The sequence below is a fragment of the Rhizobium sp. BK289 genome (genome assembly GCF_014193575.1).
Taxonomy (GTDB): domain Bacteria; phylum Pseudomonadota; class Alphaproteobacteria; order Rhizobiales; family Rhizobiaceae; genus Rhizobium; species Rhizobium tropici_C.
In genome coordinates this window covers 198728-213825 of sequence record NZ_JACHZO010000002.1, presented here as the reverse complement: position 1 = coordinate 213825, position 15098 = coordinate 198728, and the positions used below count along the sequence as shown (strand labels likewise).

Here is a 15098-nt window from a genome sequence, read left to right as displayed (position 1 = left end):
ACCTCAGGCCGGGACACGCGGTTCTGATTCCTGCGCGACCGGATCGACACCGCGCCGTTTGCTTTCCCGATAGAAGGTATAGATGCCAGAAGCGATGACAATCGCCGCCCCGAAAATGGACCAGCCGTCCGGCACTTCGTCGAAGACAATCAAACCGAGCAAGGCAGACCAGATGAGGCTCAGATAGCGGAACGGTGCAACGAAGGAGATTTCGCCGGTGCGCATCGCGAGGATCACCGCCTGATAGCCGATCAGCACGAGAACGGAGGCCAACAGGATCTGCATCAGCGACGTTGTGCTCACCGGCTGCCACCCGCCGAACGGAACGATGCACAAGGCGCCGAAGACGGATATGGAAATTGCGGTGCAGAGGGTGATCATCAGCGACGGCACTTCCTTGTCGATGCAGCGCGTCGCCAGATCGCGGGCGGCGGTCGCAAACATGCAGGCGATGACGAGCAACGCAGCCGTGGTGAAACCGTCCGGACCGGGCCGGATGATGATCAGCACGCCCATGAAGCCGACCCCTATCGCCGTCCATCGCCTCCATCCCACGGGTTCCTTGAGAAAGATCATCGCGCCAAGCGTGACCGCCAGCGGCACGGCCTGCTGGATGGCGGCGGCATTGGCGATGGGCATCATCCCGAGAGCGGTGATATAGGTCGCGGCGGCGATTGCCTCGCAGGCGATGCGCAGCGCGATCATCGGCTGCAATATGACCTTCCAGGAGCGCAGCGAGCCCATCCGGCGAGCCACCAGATAGACGAAAAAGCTGGTGAAAAGGCCGCGGATGAAGATGATCTCGCCGGCATTCATCGCGGCGATAACTGTTTTGGACAGTGCATCGCCACAGCAGAAAGCAGCCATGGATGCCGCCATGAAGAGCGCGCCCTGGGTATTCTTGGTCAGTCGCATGAGAAAGATGAGTCCCCGATATCTACTCTCGATTAGCGCCGTTTTCCGCAAATTGGAATCGATTGTCCGGCTGCGAGGGCCGAAATCGATTGTGCGTTGCGGTAGAATTGTTGCCCAGGGAATGCAGCTTCTTCGGCCCATGGTCGCGGAATGACACAGCGGTTGCAAATTTTTCGCCGATACAACGGCTTTTAGGTGGGCAATTAATTCTTATTCAATCTTATTTTCCGACGCTCGCTGCGGTTTTGCATGAGGCAGAAGCACTTACCGCAGCGCAGCAGGAATGACGATCCCGCCTTCGCCGGATATCTTTATAATCCAGTTGAGGCGCCGCATGTTTTTCATTGATCGTCTTTTGCAAGGCCGTCGGATTGTCACCAAAGTCCTCATTTTTGTGGTGCCTCTGGTGGTCCTTATCGCCGGTGTCGGTCTCGTCGGCTATCACACGGCCAATATTCTGAACGGCCATATGACCGTGACGCGCGCGACGATTGAAAATATCAGCGACTTCGAAAACCTGCAGGCTGCCTTGCAGGAGTTCACCGCTTCGCCTTCGGAGGACACGCGCCAGGCGCTCGCGGCGAAGATCGATGCCCAGGAACAGGGCGTCCATCGGCTGAGCGGATTGCTGAGCGACGATCAGCGCGCCAAGATCGTTCCAGTCAGCGAGCTTGCCGCCAAGATGCGGACGCAGCAGGCCACGCTCTGGACTATCAGGCAGAAGCAGGACAGCGATGTCAGCGCCATTCAGAAGGCGGTGCAAAACATCGAGGCGACGGCCAAGGCTGCCGGCAAACAGATCGACATCATCCGCAAGGATTTCAGCGACAAGGAAACTTTCGCCAAGGAACTGCTTTACGATGCCGCCGCCTATAAGGGGCTGTCGGAAAAGATGAGCAATCTGCGCATCCAGGTGCAGATGGCTGCCGATTCCACGGAAGAAATCTCGGATGCGCGCACCTATGCCGATGCGATCCTGAAGCAGGTAAAGGTTTCAAAGGCTCTCGTATCCAGGCGCGGTGCCGCTCTCGTCGCCAACGCTTCCGATGCCGCCGACAAGCTTGATGCCGTCTTGAAGGGTTCGGACACGCCGGACCAGAAGGTCGAGGCGATGGGACCGGTGTTGCAGAGCTTCGTGAAAATCGAAGGCGACATGACCCTGCAGTCGGCAAAGAACAGCGACACCGCAGCCGATCGCTTTGTCAGCCTGGACAAGATCATCGACGGCCAGAAAGAACTTCTGGACTATGTCGACCAGGCGCTCGGCATCGTCGATCGCCTGGCGCTTCATGCGTCGCGCATGGAAAACGTCCGGGATGGCGCCTCGCGCGAACCAGTGCTTGCCGACCTCAAGGACCTGCAAGCCGTTGCGGCCCGGATCTCGGAACTTGGCCAGACCAATGCCACGATGCGCGATTTTTCCGCCCACATGAAGCCGCTGATCGACAGCCTCACCAATGGATCGGCCGATTTGCTGCAGACCGCAACCGATTGGAAAACGACGCGCGTTCAGTCGAACGGCCTGCTCGCCGATGCCATGACCTCGTTGCGCGGCTTCGTCGCCCAGGCACAGGAACTCGGCAAGGAAGACAGCGAACGCTCCGCCAATGTCTCGGTCATTGCCATGATCGTCGGCACGCTGCTTGCGATCGTCGGCGGCCTGATGCTGGTGGAAACCCTGCGTGGTCCGCTGAAGCGCGTTACCGAGATCATGACGCGCCTTGCGAGCGGCGATCTGGACGTAGCGATCGACGGACGCAATCGTGGCGACGAGATCGGCGACATGGTGCGCTCCGTCAGCGTTTTCCGCGATGCCGCGCTTGAGAATGTCCGGCTTGAGCGAGAAGCGGAGAGCGCGCGTGCGCTTTCCGCCGAGGAATCGTCCCGCCGAGCCGCTGAGCGTGCCCGCATCGAGGCCGAGCAGAAGCAGGCACTCAATGCGCTGGCGGATGTCCTTGCCAAGCTTGCCGACGGCAATCTGGAAGAGGGTATGCGCGAAGATCTCTCCGCTGATTTCGTGGAAATGGCCTTTACCTACAATCATGCGGTCGAAGCGCTGCGCGAGACCCTGACGGACGTGCGCTACACCGCCGAGGAAATCAAGGGTGGCACCGGCAATCTCGCCATGTCGGCCGACGATCTGGCGCGGCGCACCGAACAGCAGGCGGCCGCTCTCGAGGAAAGCTCGCGCGCCCTGCATCGTCTCAGTGACGTGGTGCGCTCGACGGCCGAGCGCGCGCGGCAGACGGCGACCTCCGTCAACGAAACGCAGGCCTATGCGACCCAATCCGGCGAAGTGGTCGCCAAGGCCGTCGGTGCCATGAGCGAGATCAATCGGTCGTCGGAGAAGATCGCCACGATCATCGGCGTCATCGACGAGATCGCCTTCCAGACCAATCTTTTGGCGCTGAACGCCGGCGTCGAAGCTGCCCGTGCCGGTGAAGCGGGCCGCGGCTTTGCCGTAGTGGCGCAGGAAGTGCGCGAGCTGGCGCAGCGCTGCGCCAATGCGGCGAAGGAGATCAAGGGTCTGATTTCCGCAAGCTCCGCCCAGGTCCAGAACGGCGTTCATCTGGTCGAGCAGACCGGTGCCGCGCTGTCGGAGATCATCAGTCACGTTACCGGCGTCCAAAGGCTGGTTGCCGATATTTCGTCGGCGACCACCGAGCAATCGACCGGTATCGAGGAAGTCACCCGCGCGGTGTCCGAGGTGGAGCTTATCACGCAGCGGAATGCTTCCATGGTCGAGGAGAACAATGCCGAGATCCATGGCCTGCGCCAACGCGTCGACATGCTGTCAGAGAAGATCGACCGTTTCCGGACCGGCGAGGGCGAAGTGGATTACCAAGGCTATAGCGATGCCGAAACACGGTATCGCGCTGCCTAAATCAACATATTAGCAAAAACCTATAATCTATTGAAAGCGCCGGCCAACGTGCCGGCGTTTTTTATCGATCATGACAGGTGTGGAGATAGACGAACCTGTTCTTCGCGCCAGCGCTGCCAGCGGCGGCGCAATTCGCCCGACCGCAAGCCGATGGGTTCATCGAGTATTTCAGCAGCGGCGATGCGGTCGGTGCGGAAATGGCGGAAGCCCTGTCGCAGCTCGCACCAGGCAACCAGCAGGCTGCTCGTTTCGGCATAACCGAGGATTACCGGCCAGACCGTCCGTTCGGTTTCCTCGCTTGCCTCCGAGTTGTAGCGTAGCCGCAATTTCATGCCGTTGCGGATTGCCGATCTGAGCAGGGATGCATCGACACGTTCCTCAGGCTTGCCATTTGTCGGCTTTGCACCCACGCTCGGCTCGATGACGAAAAGGCGGAGGCGCTCGGGGACGACGGCGGCGATCTTTGCTACGACATCGCGCGCCGCATTGGCGAGCGCCTTGTCCGAATGGGCGGAGACCCATTGCGCCCCCAATACCACCGCCTCCAGCTCATCAGGCGCCAGCATCAAAGGCGGCATATCGTAGCCGGCAGCGAGCAGGTAGCCCAAGCCAGCCTCACCCTCGATCGGGACCCGCTGGCCAATCAGATCCGCCACGTCACGATAGACGGTGCGCTTCGAGACCTCCAGTTCCGCCGCCAGCGCGCTCGCCGTCACTGGCCGGGTCGATCGGCGCAAAATCTGGATGATCTGAAACAGTCGGTCGGCACGGCGCATCGCATACTTACTCCTGCTGACAGTATGCTGGCAGCAGGGGCGTGCGACAAGAGGCTCTGCGTGACCGCGAAGGTTCTGCAGTCAGTCGAAAGGATCAGTTATGAAGTTGGCTTCCACCCGCCTTATCGCAGGCGATATCAAGGCCATGGTTGCCTTTTATGAGATGGTAACGGGGTTCCAGGCCCAATGGCTTGCTCCGGTCTTTGCCGAGATCGAGACCCCGGCGGCAACCTTGGCGATCGGTTCCGTCGAAACTGTCGTGCTTTGGAAAGAGGGTAGCGCCGAGCCCGGTTCCAATCGCACCGCCTGCCTCGAATTCCAGGTGAAGGACATCGATGTGGAATATGAGCGCCTGAAGGACAAGGTCTCTCTCGTCCACGAACTGAAGATGATGCCCTGGGGCAACAAGACCTTCCAGTTCCGCGACCCTGAGGGAACGGCAGTTTCGCTGTATATGCCTGCGACCGATGAGGCGAGGAAGCGTTTCGCATCGCGCTAGGCTGCAGGCGTGCATCGTCCTGCGGTCAATCAGATCATCGGACGGAATGGAGCGTTCAGCCGCCGGTGACGCTCATGTGGCGTGCGACCGCCGGTCGGTTGTGCGTACGGTCGATGATGAAATCGTGACCTTTCGGCTTGCGGGTAATCGCCTCGTCGATCGCGGCATGGAGGAGCGCGTCGCTCTCGCTTGCGCGCAGCGCCGTGCGCAGGTCGGCCGCGTCGTTCTGACCGAGGCACATGTAAAGCGTGCCCGTGCAGGTGAGCCGCACGCGATTGCAGCTCTCGCAGAAATTATGGGTCATCGGCGTGATGAAGCCGAGGCGGCCACCGGTCTCCGTGACGTCGACATAGCGGGCCGGGCCGCCCGTCTTGTAGGGAATATCGGTTAGCGTGAACTGACGTTCCAGATCGGCGCGCAGCTGCGAAAGCGGCAGATACTGGTCGGTGCGATCCTCGTCGATCTCGCCCATGGGCATGGTCTCGATGACGGTCAGGTCCATGCCGCGACCATGAGCGAACCGCAGCAGTTCCGGAATTCCCTCTTCGTTGAAATCCTTGAGCGCAACGGCATTCAGCTTGATTTTCAGACCGGCTCTTTGCGCCGCGTCGATCCCCTCCATCACCTTGGAGAAGTCTCCCCAGCGCGTGATGGTTCGGAATTTGTCAGGGTCGAGCGTATCGAGGGAAACATTGATGCGCCGGACACCACAGTCGTAGAGTTCGTCTGCGTGGCGCGCGAGCTGCGATCCGTTGGTCGTCAGGGTCAGTTCGTCGAGCGCGCCGTTTTGGACGTGCTTGCCGAGTTCGCGCACCAGGAACATGATGTTCTTGCGCACCAGCGGCTCGCCGCCGGTGAGCCTGATCTTGCGCACGCCCCGGGAAATGAAGGCGGAACAGAGCCGATCGAGTTCTTCGAGCGTCAGCAGATCCTTCTTGGGCAGGAAGGTCATGTTCTCGGCCATGCAATAGGTGCAGCGGAAATCGCAGCGATCCGTGACCGAAACGCGCAAATAGGTGACGGCGCGCCCGAAAGGGTCGATCATGGGGGCTGTGTCCGCCTGAAGCGGTGATGCGTTGCCTATGCTGCCGACGATGCTGTTCACTCATGCCTCCATTAGACGTCTAATGTGGGCATAGGCGATTGTTGCGTCAAGGAAAATGCTTCTCGATTACACTTGCGCGTGAACGAGCGGCGGCCTAATTCTCGAAAAGATACTGAAAGGCATGGAAAAACCGATGAGCGACGTTTGGCCGACCGAATTGCGGGTCTCGAAGGACCGGCATCACCTCAAAGTGACATTCGACGATGGCACGAGCTTCGATCTTCCGGCGGAAATGCTGCGGGTGCTGTCGCCTTCCGCCGAGGTGCAGGGGCATGGGCCGGGACAGAAAGTCACCGTGCCCGGCAAGCGCAATGTGGGCATCATGTCCATGACGCCTACGGGCAACTATGCCGTGCGTATCGGCTTCGACGATATGCACGACACAGGCATCTTCACCTGGACCTATCTGCGCGAGCTCGGCGAGAAGGGACATGAGCTTTTCGCGGCTTATGAGGCCGAATTGAAGGAAAAGGGTCTCAGCCGCGATGCGGCGGGAAGACCGCATTGATATTGGCGTCATAGACCGGAGAGGGGGCGTAGGCATGATCCTTGGGGGTAGGGAAAACTGGCTTCGCGCCAAGGGCAGCAAGAACGAGAGCAAGGTCTCCTTCGTCGAGCTGTTTTTCGATCTGGTGTTCGTTTTCTCGATTTCGCAGCTTGCACATTCGCTGGCGGAGCATTTCACTCCGCTCGGCGCGCTTGAAGCGATCATGCTGATCTTCGCAGTCTGGTGGGTCTGGGTTTTCACGGCATGGGTGACGAACTGGCTGGATCCCGATCGGATGCCGGTGCGTATCATGCTGTTCACGCTGATGTTTGCTGGGCTTATCCTCTCGGCTGCGATCCCCAAGGCTTTCGGCGAAAAGGCCATCTATTTTGCCGGCGCCTATGTCTTCATGCAGGTCGGCCGGTCATTGTTCACCGCTTATGCTCTGAAGAATGTCAGCCAGGCCAATCATCGCAATTTCCTGCGCATCACCAGCTGGCTCGTCCTGTCCGGCATCTTCTGGATATCAGGCGCCCTGCTGGAAGGCGAGACGCGGCTCATATTTTGGCTGGTTGCCCTCATTATCGAGTATTCAGCGCCTGCGCTCGGATTTCGGGTACCCGGTCTCGGCAAGTCGACGACCGAGGATTGGGACGTATCTGGCGCGCATCTGGCGGAGCGTTGCGCGCTGTTCATCATCATCTGCCTCGGTGAGGCGGTGCTGCAGGCCGGCAAGACCTTTGCCGAGCAGCCGGTCACGCCCCTGATCGTGGCGGTGTTCATCACTGCTTTCGTCGGCACCGTTGCCCTATGGTGGATCTACTTCCAATTCGGGCATGAACGGGCGTCCCACCGTATCGAGCACGACGATGCGCCGGGCAGGCTGGCGCGCGAGGCCTTTACCTATGCGCATATTCTCATCCTTGGCGGCATCATCCTCAGCGTCGTCGGCGACGAATTCCTGTTCGCGCATCCGCATGAACAGGCCGATATGCATGTTGCGGCCGCCATCCTCGGCGGCCCGGCGGTGTTTCTGATCGGAAATCTATGGTTCAAGGGGGCGACCACAGGCCGGCCGCCACTGTCGCATATAGCTGGTATCGTCGGATTGGCGCTGCTGCTTTTCACCCTGCCGATGGTCGTGGTCTACCAGCTTGGCATTCTCGCCACGGCCGTGCTTATCGTCGTGGCGATCTGGGAGTTCGCGTCTCTGAACCGGGTCGTCCCCTCGGCGCGATCGGCCGGCGATCATTGATCGCCGGCGAGCTCCAGCGGTTGCCGTTCCTCCTGCATCAGGAGGCCGATTATCCTCTCCATATGCACCGCAATTGCCTCGCATTGTTCGATCGGCGCGTCTGAGAGCGTCCGATCGATGAGGGCGGTCTGTATGGTCATCGCTTCTTCCGTGATGCGCCGCCCCTCCTCGGTCAGATAGAGGCGCAGCACGCGCTTGTCGTGCTTGTCGCCCCGGCGTTCGATCAGCCCGCGATTTTCCATCTGCGGCAGAAGCATGCTCATATTGGAGCGGCCGACCAGCAGCTTGCGGGCAAGTTCCTGCTGCGAAATCCCTTCGAAACGAAACAGGTTGACGAGGATGTCCAGATGCGGCGGCTTGATGTCCAGATGGGCCAGGGCTCGTGTGAGCGATTGCTGCATCAATTGGCAGGCGCGCGCCACGGCGACCCAGCTTCGAAAACGCGGATGGTCCCAGGGAAGGGGTTGATTTTTGTTCATCGCTGTACTTTATTGTTCATAGTTGAACATTATCGGATTCCCACTATGCCATCCTTTGCGCTCAAGGTCACCCGGTCGGGTCTGTCCGGCCTCGGAAGGCTATCGCCGCAGCTTGCCGGCAAAGCCGCGTTCCGGCTTTTCTGCCTGACGCCCTCGCGCCGTCCGCGCGGCGCCAAGGCCAGGGCAGCCCATATGGAGGGCCGGGAACGCCTTCTGACGGCGGAGCAGGTGATGCTGCCGTTCCCAGGTGGCCGCGCAATGGCCTATCGCTTCAACGGCGGAGCGAAAGGCCCGCGAAAGCGCTATCTCGTGGTTCATGGTTGGGGCTCCAGCAGCGAATATATGTCCGAGCTGACGGTATTTCTTGCGGAAAGCGGAGCGGAAGTCGTCTCGCTCGATCTTCCAGGCCACGGCCGCTCGGGCGGGCGGTTCCTGAACGTGCGTTTGGCCGTTTCCGCCATTGCCGCAGCGTTTGCCCGCTTCGGCGGCTTCGACGCCGCCATTGGGCACTCCTTCGGCGGCGCATCGCTAGCGCTGGCCTGCGCGGGCTTTCTGCCTGATGTCGACGCGGTTGATCCCGGCAAATTGGTCTTGATCGGCGCGCCGAGCGCCATGGGATGGCTATTCAAGGATTTCGGACGCCTGATGAGGCTCGGGCCTGCGGCACAAGCTGCCTTGGAGGACGAAGTTCGCCGTGTGACGGGCAGGACGCTTGCCTCCTACGACCAGAAGCGCGGCATGCTCGATCCAGGCCGGCCGGTCCTCGTCATTCACGCCGAGGACGACAAGGAGGTGAGTGCCGAACATGCACGCGCCTATGCTGCACAAGGGCCGCATGTGCGTCTGTTATGGGCCAACGGCTTTGGGCATCGCCGTATTGTCGCCGCCGCTCCGGTGTTCGAGGCGATCGACGCTTTTCTGTCGGAAACCGCGAATACGGAAAATCCGCTCGAAAATGAAGACGATACGGTGCTATCGTTTTACCGAACCCCGCATCGTCGCTCCTTCTAGCAGAACTTGCGTCGCGCGGACTTTGGGCAAGTCGCTGGAAAAACGCGAGGCAGCATGCATATCGTCACGTCAGTCGAGGAACTAAAGGAGCTCTATGGTGATGCGGGCGAGGCGTCGATCACCAAGGTGACGAAGGTGCTGACGCCGCTCTATCGCCAGATGATCGAAGCCTCTCCCTTCATGGCACTGGCAACGGTGGGGCCGGAAGGGCTCGATTGTTCACCGCGCGGTGACCAGGGCGGCGTCGTTCGCGTTGTCGACGAAAAGACGCTGCATCTCCCGGATTGGCGCGGCAACAACCGCGTCGATTCACTTGCGAATATCGTGCGCGACCCGCGCATCGCGTTGATGTTTCTGGTTCCAGGATCGAATACGACGATGCGCCTCAACGGCCGAGCGGTGGTCTCCGTCGAGCCGGCCCTGCTGGACAGCTTCGAGATGGACGGCAAGCATCCGCGCTGCGTCGTCGTGATCGCGATCGAGGAAGTGTATTTCCAGTGCGCGCGAGCGGTGATGCGGGCCGAGCTGTGGAATGCGGAGCGGTTCGCCGATCCATCCAGCCTGCCGAGTCCGGGCATGATGCTGAAGGCGGCGAAAGACGATTTCGATCAGGAAACCTATGATCGCGAAGCGCCGGCGAGGGCTGCCAAGACACTCTGGTAACAAGACGCTCTTGTAAGCTCGAGACTCGCTTGGAAAGCAAGGCCGCCGGCCTGTATGGGAAGGCAGGGCCGGCGGTCGGTTGGTTGTGCTTCTAATTCTTGTAGATGAGCCAACTTTTGGTGAAGTCCTTCTGCATGCCTTCCTGATAGATGCTGCAGCAGTTGCGGCCGGCATTCTTGGCACAATAGAGCGCCAGATCGGCCTTGTTGTATAGTTCACCGGAATCGACAGCTTCGGAGGCCATGCAGGCGCCGAGCGACAGCGTAATTGGACCGTAATCGACCCGTGTTCGCGAATTTTTGAACGGCGTCGTCTCGAGCGTATGGCGGATCCGTTCGCAGACCGTGGCGACTTCCTCGATAGTGGTGGCTTCCAGAATGAGGGCGAATTCCTCGCCGCCGACGCGGGCCACGAAAATGTCACGCCGGGCACTGGCGCGGATGACAGATGCGACGGTCGCAAGGATCTTGTCACCGACCGGGTGGCCGAACGTATCGTTGATCCGCTTGAAATGATCGATATCGGCCAGCACCAGCGCCGTGGTGGGCCTTGTCAGTCGATTGTCGAAGATGGAGGCCAGGCGATCCTCGAAAGCGCGCCGATTGGCGAGGCGGGTCAGTGCATCGGTATTGGCAATGCGCTTGTATTCATCCAGCTCCTTGCGAACCTGATCCATTTCCTGGCTGCGCTGGACGACGTTCTCCACCGTTTTTTCGCCCTGCGCCATGGTATCGCCGGTCGCAGCCGTCAGCATGTCGATAGCGCCCCGCAGCAGTTCGGCGCTGTTGTGGCTTCTCGAGCTTATGTTGTCATAGGTTTCGCCGAGCAGGCGGTTGTAGCTCTGAAGCGTAGCCTGCTCCTGCCGCAATGCGCGCAGGACCGTATCGAGCCCGATGGTCAGGCGGGCATGTGCGTCATCGAAAACACGGCTCGCGTGATGCGGAAAATACTTGGCTCCGATCGCATCCAGTTCCTCCTGGGTGGCGCTGCTGCCGAGTGCCGCCAATGCACGCGTGAGAGCGGGATTGGAGCCGATATAGGCTTCATAGAAAAGCTCGTAATTACGCGGAATAGGTGCGATGCCCATGGATCGCATGGCATAGGTAATCTGCCCCGCCACGTCGGGATTATGCGCCTTTGGCGCAATCGCCGTACTCATCGTGAGCTCCGTAACATGTATTGGTTAAATCCCTTTTTTACTTATACAAAGAATCTTTGAAAAAATATTAAGGTCTTGATAATGAGAAATTGTCGGCCCGTAAAGTTTTATTCAAAAGTATTACAATTAAAGTATATTTTTACATACGAAGGCGCTGTCAGCGCCTTCGTCCGAGTCGGGCAATAATGAGCCGGAATATTTACCCCAGGTTGAGTTCCTGGAAGAAGTCGTTGCCCTTGTCATCGATGACGATGAAGGCCGGGAAATCCTCCACCTCGATCTTCCAGACGGCTTCCATGCCAAGTTCGGGATACTCCAGAACTTCGACCTTTTTGATGCAATCCTGAGCGAGGCGGGCGGCCGGACCGCCGATCGAGCCGAGATAGAAACCGCCATGCGTCTTGCAGGCTTCGCGTACGGCGCGCGAGCGGTTGCCCTTGGCGAGCATCACCATGGAGCCGCCGAAGGACTGGAACTGGTCGACATAGCTGTCCATGCGACCGGCCGTCGTCGGGCCGAAGGAACCGGAGGCGTAGCCGGCGGGCGTCTTGGCCGGGCCGGCGTAATAGACCGGGTGGTTCTTGAGGTAGTCCGGCATGCCCTGGCCCTTTTCCAGGCGTTCGCGGATCTTGGCATGCGCCAGGTCGCGCGCCACGATGATCGTGCCGGTGAGCGAGAGGCGCGTTTTGACCGGATGCTGCGACAGTTCGGCCAGAATATCCGCCATCGGCCGGTTGAGGTCGACGCGGACCATCGATTCGGAAAGCTTCGCCTCGTCGATCTCAGGCATGTATTTGGAGGGATCGGTCTCGAGTTGCTCGATGAAGATGCCGTCGCGCGTGATCTTGCCCTTGGCCTGGCGGTCGGCGGAGCAGGAAACGCCAAGGCCGATCGGCAACGAGGCGCCATGGCGGGGCAGGCGGATGACGCGGACATCATGGCAGAAATACTTGCCGCCGAACTGGGCGCCGACGCCGAGGCTCTGCGTCAGCTTATGGATTTCCTTCTCCATTTCGATATCCCGGAAGGCATGCCCGCTTTCGGAGCCTTCCGTGGGAAGACAGTCGAGATAGCGCGTCGAGGCGAGCTTGACCGTCTTCAGGTTCATCTCGGCCGAGGTGCCGCCGATGACGATGGCGAGATGGTAGGGCGGGCAGGCTGCCGTGCCGAGCGTCAGGATCTTCTCTTTCAGGAAATCCAGCATGCGGTCATGGGTGAGCAGCGACGGCGTGCCCTGATAGAGGAAGGTCTTGTTGGCCGAACCGCCGCCTTTTGCGACGAAGAGGAATTCGTAGGCGTCGGTGCCTTCCTCATAGATATCGATTTGCGCCGGCAGATTGTTCTTGGTGTTCTTTTCCTCGAACATCTTGATCGGCGCGAGCTGCGAATAGCGCAGGTTCTTCTTCTCGTAGGCATCGAGCACGCCCTTGGCGAGCGCTGCGCTGTCGCCGCCCTCGGTCCAGACGCGGCGGCCTTTCTTGCCCATGATGATGGCGGTGCCCGTGTCCTGGCACATCGGAAGCACGCCGCCGGCGGCAATATTGGCATTCTTCAGCAGATCATAAGCGACGAAGCGGTCGTTATCGGTAGCCTCGGGATCTTCGAGGATCGAGGCGAGCTGCTTCAGGTGGCCGGGGCGCAACAGGTGGTTGATGTCGGCAAAAGCGGTTTCAGCCAGCAAGCGGATGCCCTCGGGGTCGACGGTCAGGACTTCCTGGCCTTTGAAGGTGTCGACGGAAACGTAATCGCCGGAAATCTTGCGATAGGGGGTCGTGTCGTCACCGAGGGGAAACAGATCGTCAGCCATTTGGGAAACCTTTCAAGCCGGATGGCGGGGAAGATGTTTGGAAACGATCTAAATCCCGCTTGAGGCAAAAGCAATTGTTTGGCTGATAAGTCGAAACTTCAAAGTGGGGTTCGTTGATTGGGCATACTCAGGTCAGGTGGGTCTTCCGATGGCTAAGCCTCGTGCCCGGCCCCTCACCCTAGTCCTCTCCCCGCGATGCGGGGTGAGGGGACCTATTCTGTGTTTGCGGCACCTATTAATAAGGCTGCTGATGTCGCATGATCAGCTCTCTCTCCCCGCGATGCGGGGTGAGGGGCCATGCACATGGCTGCAACATCGGAGAACATGCCCGGACGATCACCGTCCAGTGATATCACTTTGGCCCGATCATCGTCTCTGGCCGGACGATAGCGTCGTACTCTTCCGAGGAAACCAGTCCGCTTGCCAGCGCCTCTTCCTTCAGGGTCGTGCCGTTCTTATGCGCCGTCTTGGCGATCTTGGCTGCGTTATCGTAGCCGATCTTCGGGGCGAGCGCCGTTACCAGCATCAGCGAACGTTCGAGACCGGCCTTGATGTTGTCCTCGCGCGCCTCGATGCCGACGACGCAATTGTCGGTGAAGGAGACGGCTGCGTCGCCGAGCAACTGCACTGACTGCAGGAAGTTGTAGGCCATCATCGGATTATAGACGTTGAGCTCGAAATGGCCCTGGCTGCCGGCAAAGGTGAGGGCGGCGTTGTTGCCGAAGATGTGGATGCAAACCTGCGTCAGCGCCTCGCACTGGGTCGGGTTGACCTTGCCCGGCATGATCGACGAACCTGGCTCGTTTTCCGGCAGCGCCAGTTCGCCGAGACCGGAGCGCGGGCCGGAGCCAAGCAGGCGGATGTCGTTGGCGATCTTGAAGAGCGCGGCTGCCGCCGCATTGATAGCGCCGTGGCTGAAGACCATCGAATCATGGGCTGCCAGCGCCTCGAACTTGTTCGGAGCGGTAACGAAGGGCAGGCCGGTGATTTTGGCGATCTCGTCAGCAACCTTCTCGGCAAAGCCGATCGGCGCATTGAGGCCGGTTCCCACCGCCGTGCCGCCCTGGGCGAGTTCGCAAAGACCCGGCAGTGTCAGCTCGATGCGCTTGATGGAGGAGGCGACCTGCGCGGCATAGCCGGAAAACTCCTGGCCGAGCGTCAGCGGCGTTGCATCCTGCGTGTGGGTGCGGCCGATCTTGATGATATGGGCGAAGTCGGCGACCTTCTTTTCCAGGGCCTCATGCAGATGTCTGAGCGCCGGCAGCAGGTGATGGACGATCTGCTCGGCGCAGGCGATGTGCATGGCCGTCGGATAGGTGTCGTTGGACGACTGGCTCATATTGACGTGATCGTTCGGATGCACCGGCTTCTTCGAGCCCATGACGCCGCCGAGCATTTCGATCGCACGGTTTGAAATCACCTCATTGGCATTCATGTTCGACTGCGTGCCCGAGCCGGTCTGCCAGACGACCAGTGGAAAATGATCGTTGAGCTTGCCGTCGATGACCTCCTGCGCGGCGGCGACAATGGTCTTGCCGAGCGTCGGATCGAGCTGACCGAGTTCCATGTTGGCGCGCGCCGCCGCCTGCTTGACGATGCCGAGCGCGCGGACGACCGACAGCGGCTGCTTTTCCCAGCCGATCTTGAAATTACCGAGTGAGCGCTGCGCCTGCGCGCCCCAATAGCGGTCGCTGGCAACCTCGATCGGGCCGAAGGTATCGGTTTCTGTGCGGGTGGACGTCATGTTACTGGTCCTGCTTTCCATTGAGACAGATAGCAGCCATATAGGCCCGAACGGCGCCTATGAAAATATCAAAGCACTATTTCATGATCCGTTTAGTCATGTTTTTCTCGTGCGCCGGCGTGCCCTTTTTAACACGCTCTCCATATATTCGCAGGATTGCATTTTCCGACGCTTAAAAAGCCCGGGAAATTTCAATAAAAGATTAACCAATAATTTCATAATTTTGTGTGAACTGAACCACGGAAAACGCCGCTGCTTCGTAAAGCGAAGTTGAGGCATTGAACGAAAGGCGGGTCTCGCCGTTTTCATTCTAG

The 15098-nt window shown here is 59.8% G+C and carries 13 protein-coding genes; 6 read left to right on the top strand and 7 right to left on the bottom strand.

What is annotated here, in order from left to right; genetic code table 11:
- Positions 1-3: 3 nt before the first annotated feature.
- The gene (locus FHT84_RS04745; RefSeq protein ID WP_113249253.1) at positions 4-915 is read right to left on the bottom strand and encodes a DMT family transporter; all 912 of its coding nucleotides are present in this window, start codon (positions 913-915) and stop codon (positions 4-6) included.
- Between the two features lie 334 nt (positions 916-1249).
- On the opposite strand from FHT84_RS04745, the gene FHT84_RS04740 reads away from it, so the two are divergent.
- Positions 1250-3799: a methyl-accepting chemotaxis protein gene (locus FHT84_RS04740; protein WP_169645066.1), complete on the top strand. Its 2550-nt coding sequence runs from the start codon at positions 1250-1252 to the stop codon at positions 3797-3799.
- 68 nt (positions 3800-3867) lie between these two features.
- On the opposite strand, the gene FHT84_RS04735 is transcribed toward FHT84_RS04740, so the two are convergent.
- A complete protein-coding gene (locus FHT84_RS04735) occupies positions 3868-4575 on the bottom strand; it encodes a YafY family protein (protein WP_113249252.1) in 708 nt (235 codons plus the stop codon).
- A 100-nt stretch (positions 4576-4675) separates the two neighbouring features.
- On the opposite strand from FHT84_RS04735, the gene FHT84_RS04730 reads away from it, so the two are divergent.
- Complete coding sequence (locus tag FHT84_RS04730) at positions 4676-5074, top strand: VOC family protein (RefSeq protein ID WP_112344043.1); 399 nt, start codon at positions 4676-4678, stop codon at positions 5072-5074.
- Between the two features lie 55 nt (positions 5075-5129).
- Here the strand turns inward: FHT84_RS04730 and moaA are convergent, their stop codons facing one another.
- Positions 5130-6179 carry a GTP 3',8-cyclase MoaA gene (moaA, locus tag FHT84_RS04725; RefSeq protein ID WP_113249251.1) on the bottom strand — a complete coding sequence of 350 codons (1050 nt, stop codon included), beginning with the start codon at positions 6177-6179 and terminating at the stop codon, positions 5130-5132.
- A 133-nt stretch (positions 6180-6312) separates the two neighbouring features.
- On the opposite strand from moaA, the gene FHT84_RS04720 reads away from it, so the two are divergent.
- Entirely contained in the window at positions 6313-6687 is a 375-nt protein-coding gene (locus tag FHT84_RS04720) for a DUF971 domain-containing protein (RefSeq protein ID WP_112344045.1), read from the top strand.
- Positions 6688-6721: 34 nt separating this feature from the next.
- Positions 6722-7921 carry a low temperature requirement protein A gene (locus tag FHT84_RS04715; protein WP_113249250.1) on the top strand — a complete coding sequence of 400 codons (1200 nt, stop codon included), beginning with the start codon at positions 6722-6724 and terminating at the stop codon, positions 7919-7921.
- On the opposite strand, the gene FHT84_RS04710 is transcribed toward FHT84_RS04715, so the two are convergent.
- Complete coding sequence (locus FHT84_RS04710) at positions 7915-8400, bottom strand: MarR family winged helix-turn-helix transcriptional regulator (RefSeq protein ID WP_113249249.1); 486 nt, start codon at positions 8398-8400, stop codon at positions 7915-7917. The genes FHT84_RS04715 and FHT84_RS04710 overlap by 7 nt on opposite strands.
- A gap of 45 nt (positions 8401-8445) precedes the next feature.
- On the opposite strand from FHT84_RS04710, the gene FHT84_RS04705 reads away from it, so the two are divergent.
- Complete coding sequence (locus tag FHT84_RS04705) at positions 8446-9411, top strand: alpha/beta fold hydrolase (protein WP_113249248.1); 966 nt, start codon at positions 8446-8448, stop codon at positions 9409-9411.
- Positions 9412-9465: 54 nt separating this feature from the next.
- Positions 9466-10074 carry a pyridoxamine 5'-phosphate oxidase family protein gene (locus FHT84_RS04700; RefSeq protein ID WP_113249247.1) on the top strand — a complete coding sequence of 203 codons (609 nt, stop codon included), beginning with the start codon at positions 9466-9468 and terminating at the stop codon, positions 10072-10074.
- Between the two features lie 91 nt (positions 10075-10165).
- Here FHT84_RS04700 and FHT84_RS04695 read toward each other — a convergent pair whose 3' ends face one another.
- The 3 genes from FHT84_RS04695 to fumC form a co-directional block, all read right to left on the bottom strand.
- On the bottom strand, positions 10166-11233 hold the full coding sequence (locus tag FHT84_RS04695) for a GGDEF domain-containing protein (RefSeq protein ID WP_113249246.1): 1068 nt from the start codon (positions 11231-11233) through the stop codon (positions 10166-10168).
- A 199-nt stretch (positions 11234-11432) separates the two neighbouring features.
- A complete protein-coding gene (locus FHT84_RS04690; RefSeq protein WP_113249245.1) occupies positions 11433-13040 on the bottom strand; it encodes a fumarate hydratase in 1608 nt (535 codons plus the stop codon).
- A gap of 352 nt (positions 13041-13392) precedes the next feature.
- Positions 13393-14784 carry a class II fumarate hydratase gene (gene fumC / locus FHT84_RS04685; protein WP_113249244.1) on the bottom strand — a complete coding sequence of 464 codons (1392 nt, stop codon included), beginning with the start codon at positions 14782-14784 and terminating at the stop codon, positions 13393-13395.
- Positions 14785-15098 lie beyond the last annotated feature (314 nt).

Bases quoted from the DNA above. Each gene is read 5' to 3' on its own strand.
- FHT84_RS04705 (WP_113249248.1), top strand. From the start codon at position 8,446: ATGCCATCCTTTGCGCTCAAGGTCACCCGGTCGGGTCTGTCCGGCCTC.
- FHT84_RS04715 (WP_113249250.1), top strand. From the start codon at position 6,722: ATGATCCTTGGGGGTAGGGAAAACTGGCTTCGCGCCAAGGGCAGCAAG.
- FHT84_RS04700 (WP_113249247.1), top strand. From the start codon at position 9,466: ATGCATATCGTCACGTCAGTCGAGGAACTAAAGGAGCTCTATGGTGAT.
- FHT84_RS04740 (WP_169645066.1), top strand. From the start codon at position 1,250: ATGTTTTTCATTGATCGTCTTTTGCAAGGCCGTCGGATTGTCACCAAA.
- FHT84_RS04695 (WP_113249246.1), bottom strand. From the start codon at position 11,233: ATGAGTACGGCGATTGCGCCAAAGGCGCATAATCCCGACGTGGCGGGG.
- FHT84_RS04735 (WP_113249252.1), bottom strand. From the start codon at position 4,575: ATGCGCCGTGCCGACCGACTGTTTCAGATCATCCAGATTTTGCGCCGA.
- FHT84_RS04690 (WP_113249245.1), bottom strand. From the start codon at position 13,040: ATGGCTGACGATCTGTTTCCCCTCGGTGACGACACGACCCCCTATCGC.
- FHT84_RS04730 (WP_112344043.1), top strand. From the start codon at position 4,676: ATGAAGTTGGCTTCCACCCGCCTTATCGCAGGCGATATCAAGGCCATG.
- FHT84_RS04720 (WP_112344045.1), top strand. From the start codon at position 6,313: ATGAGCGACGTTTGGCCGACCGAATTGCGGGTCTCGAAGGACCGGCAT.
- fumC (WP_113249244.1), bottom strand. From the start codon at position 14,784: ATGACGTCCACCCGCACAGAAACCGATACCTTCGGCCCGATCGAGGTT.
- FHT84_RS04710 (WP_113249249.1), bottom strand. From the start codon at position 8,400: ATGAACAAAAATCAACCCCTTCCCTGGGACCATCCGCGTTTTCGAAGC.
- FHT84_RS04745 (WP_113249253.1), bottom strand. From the start codon at position 915: ATGCGACTGACCAAGAATACCCAGGGCGCGCTCTTCATGGCGGCATCC.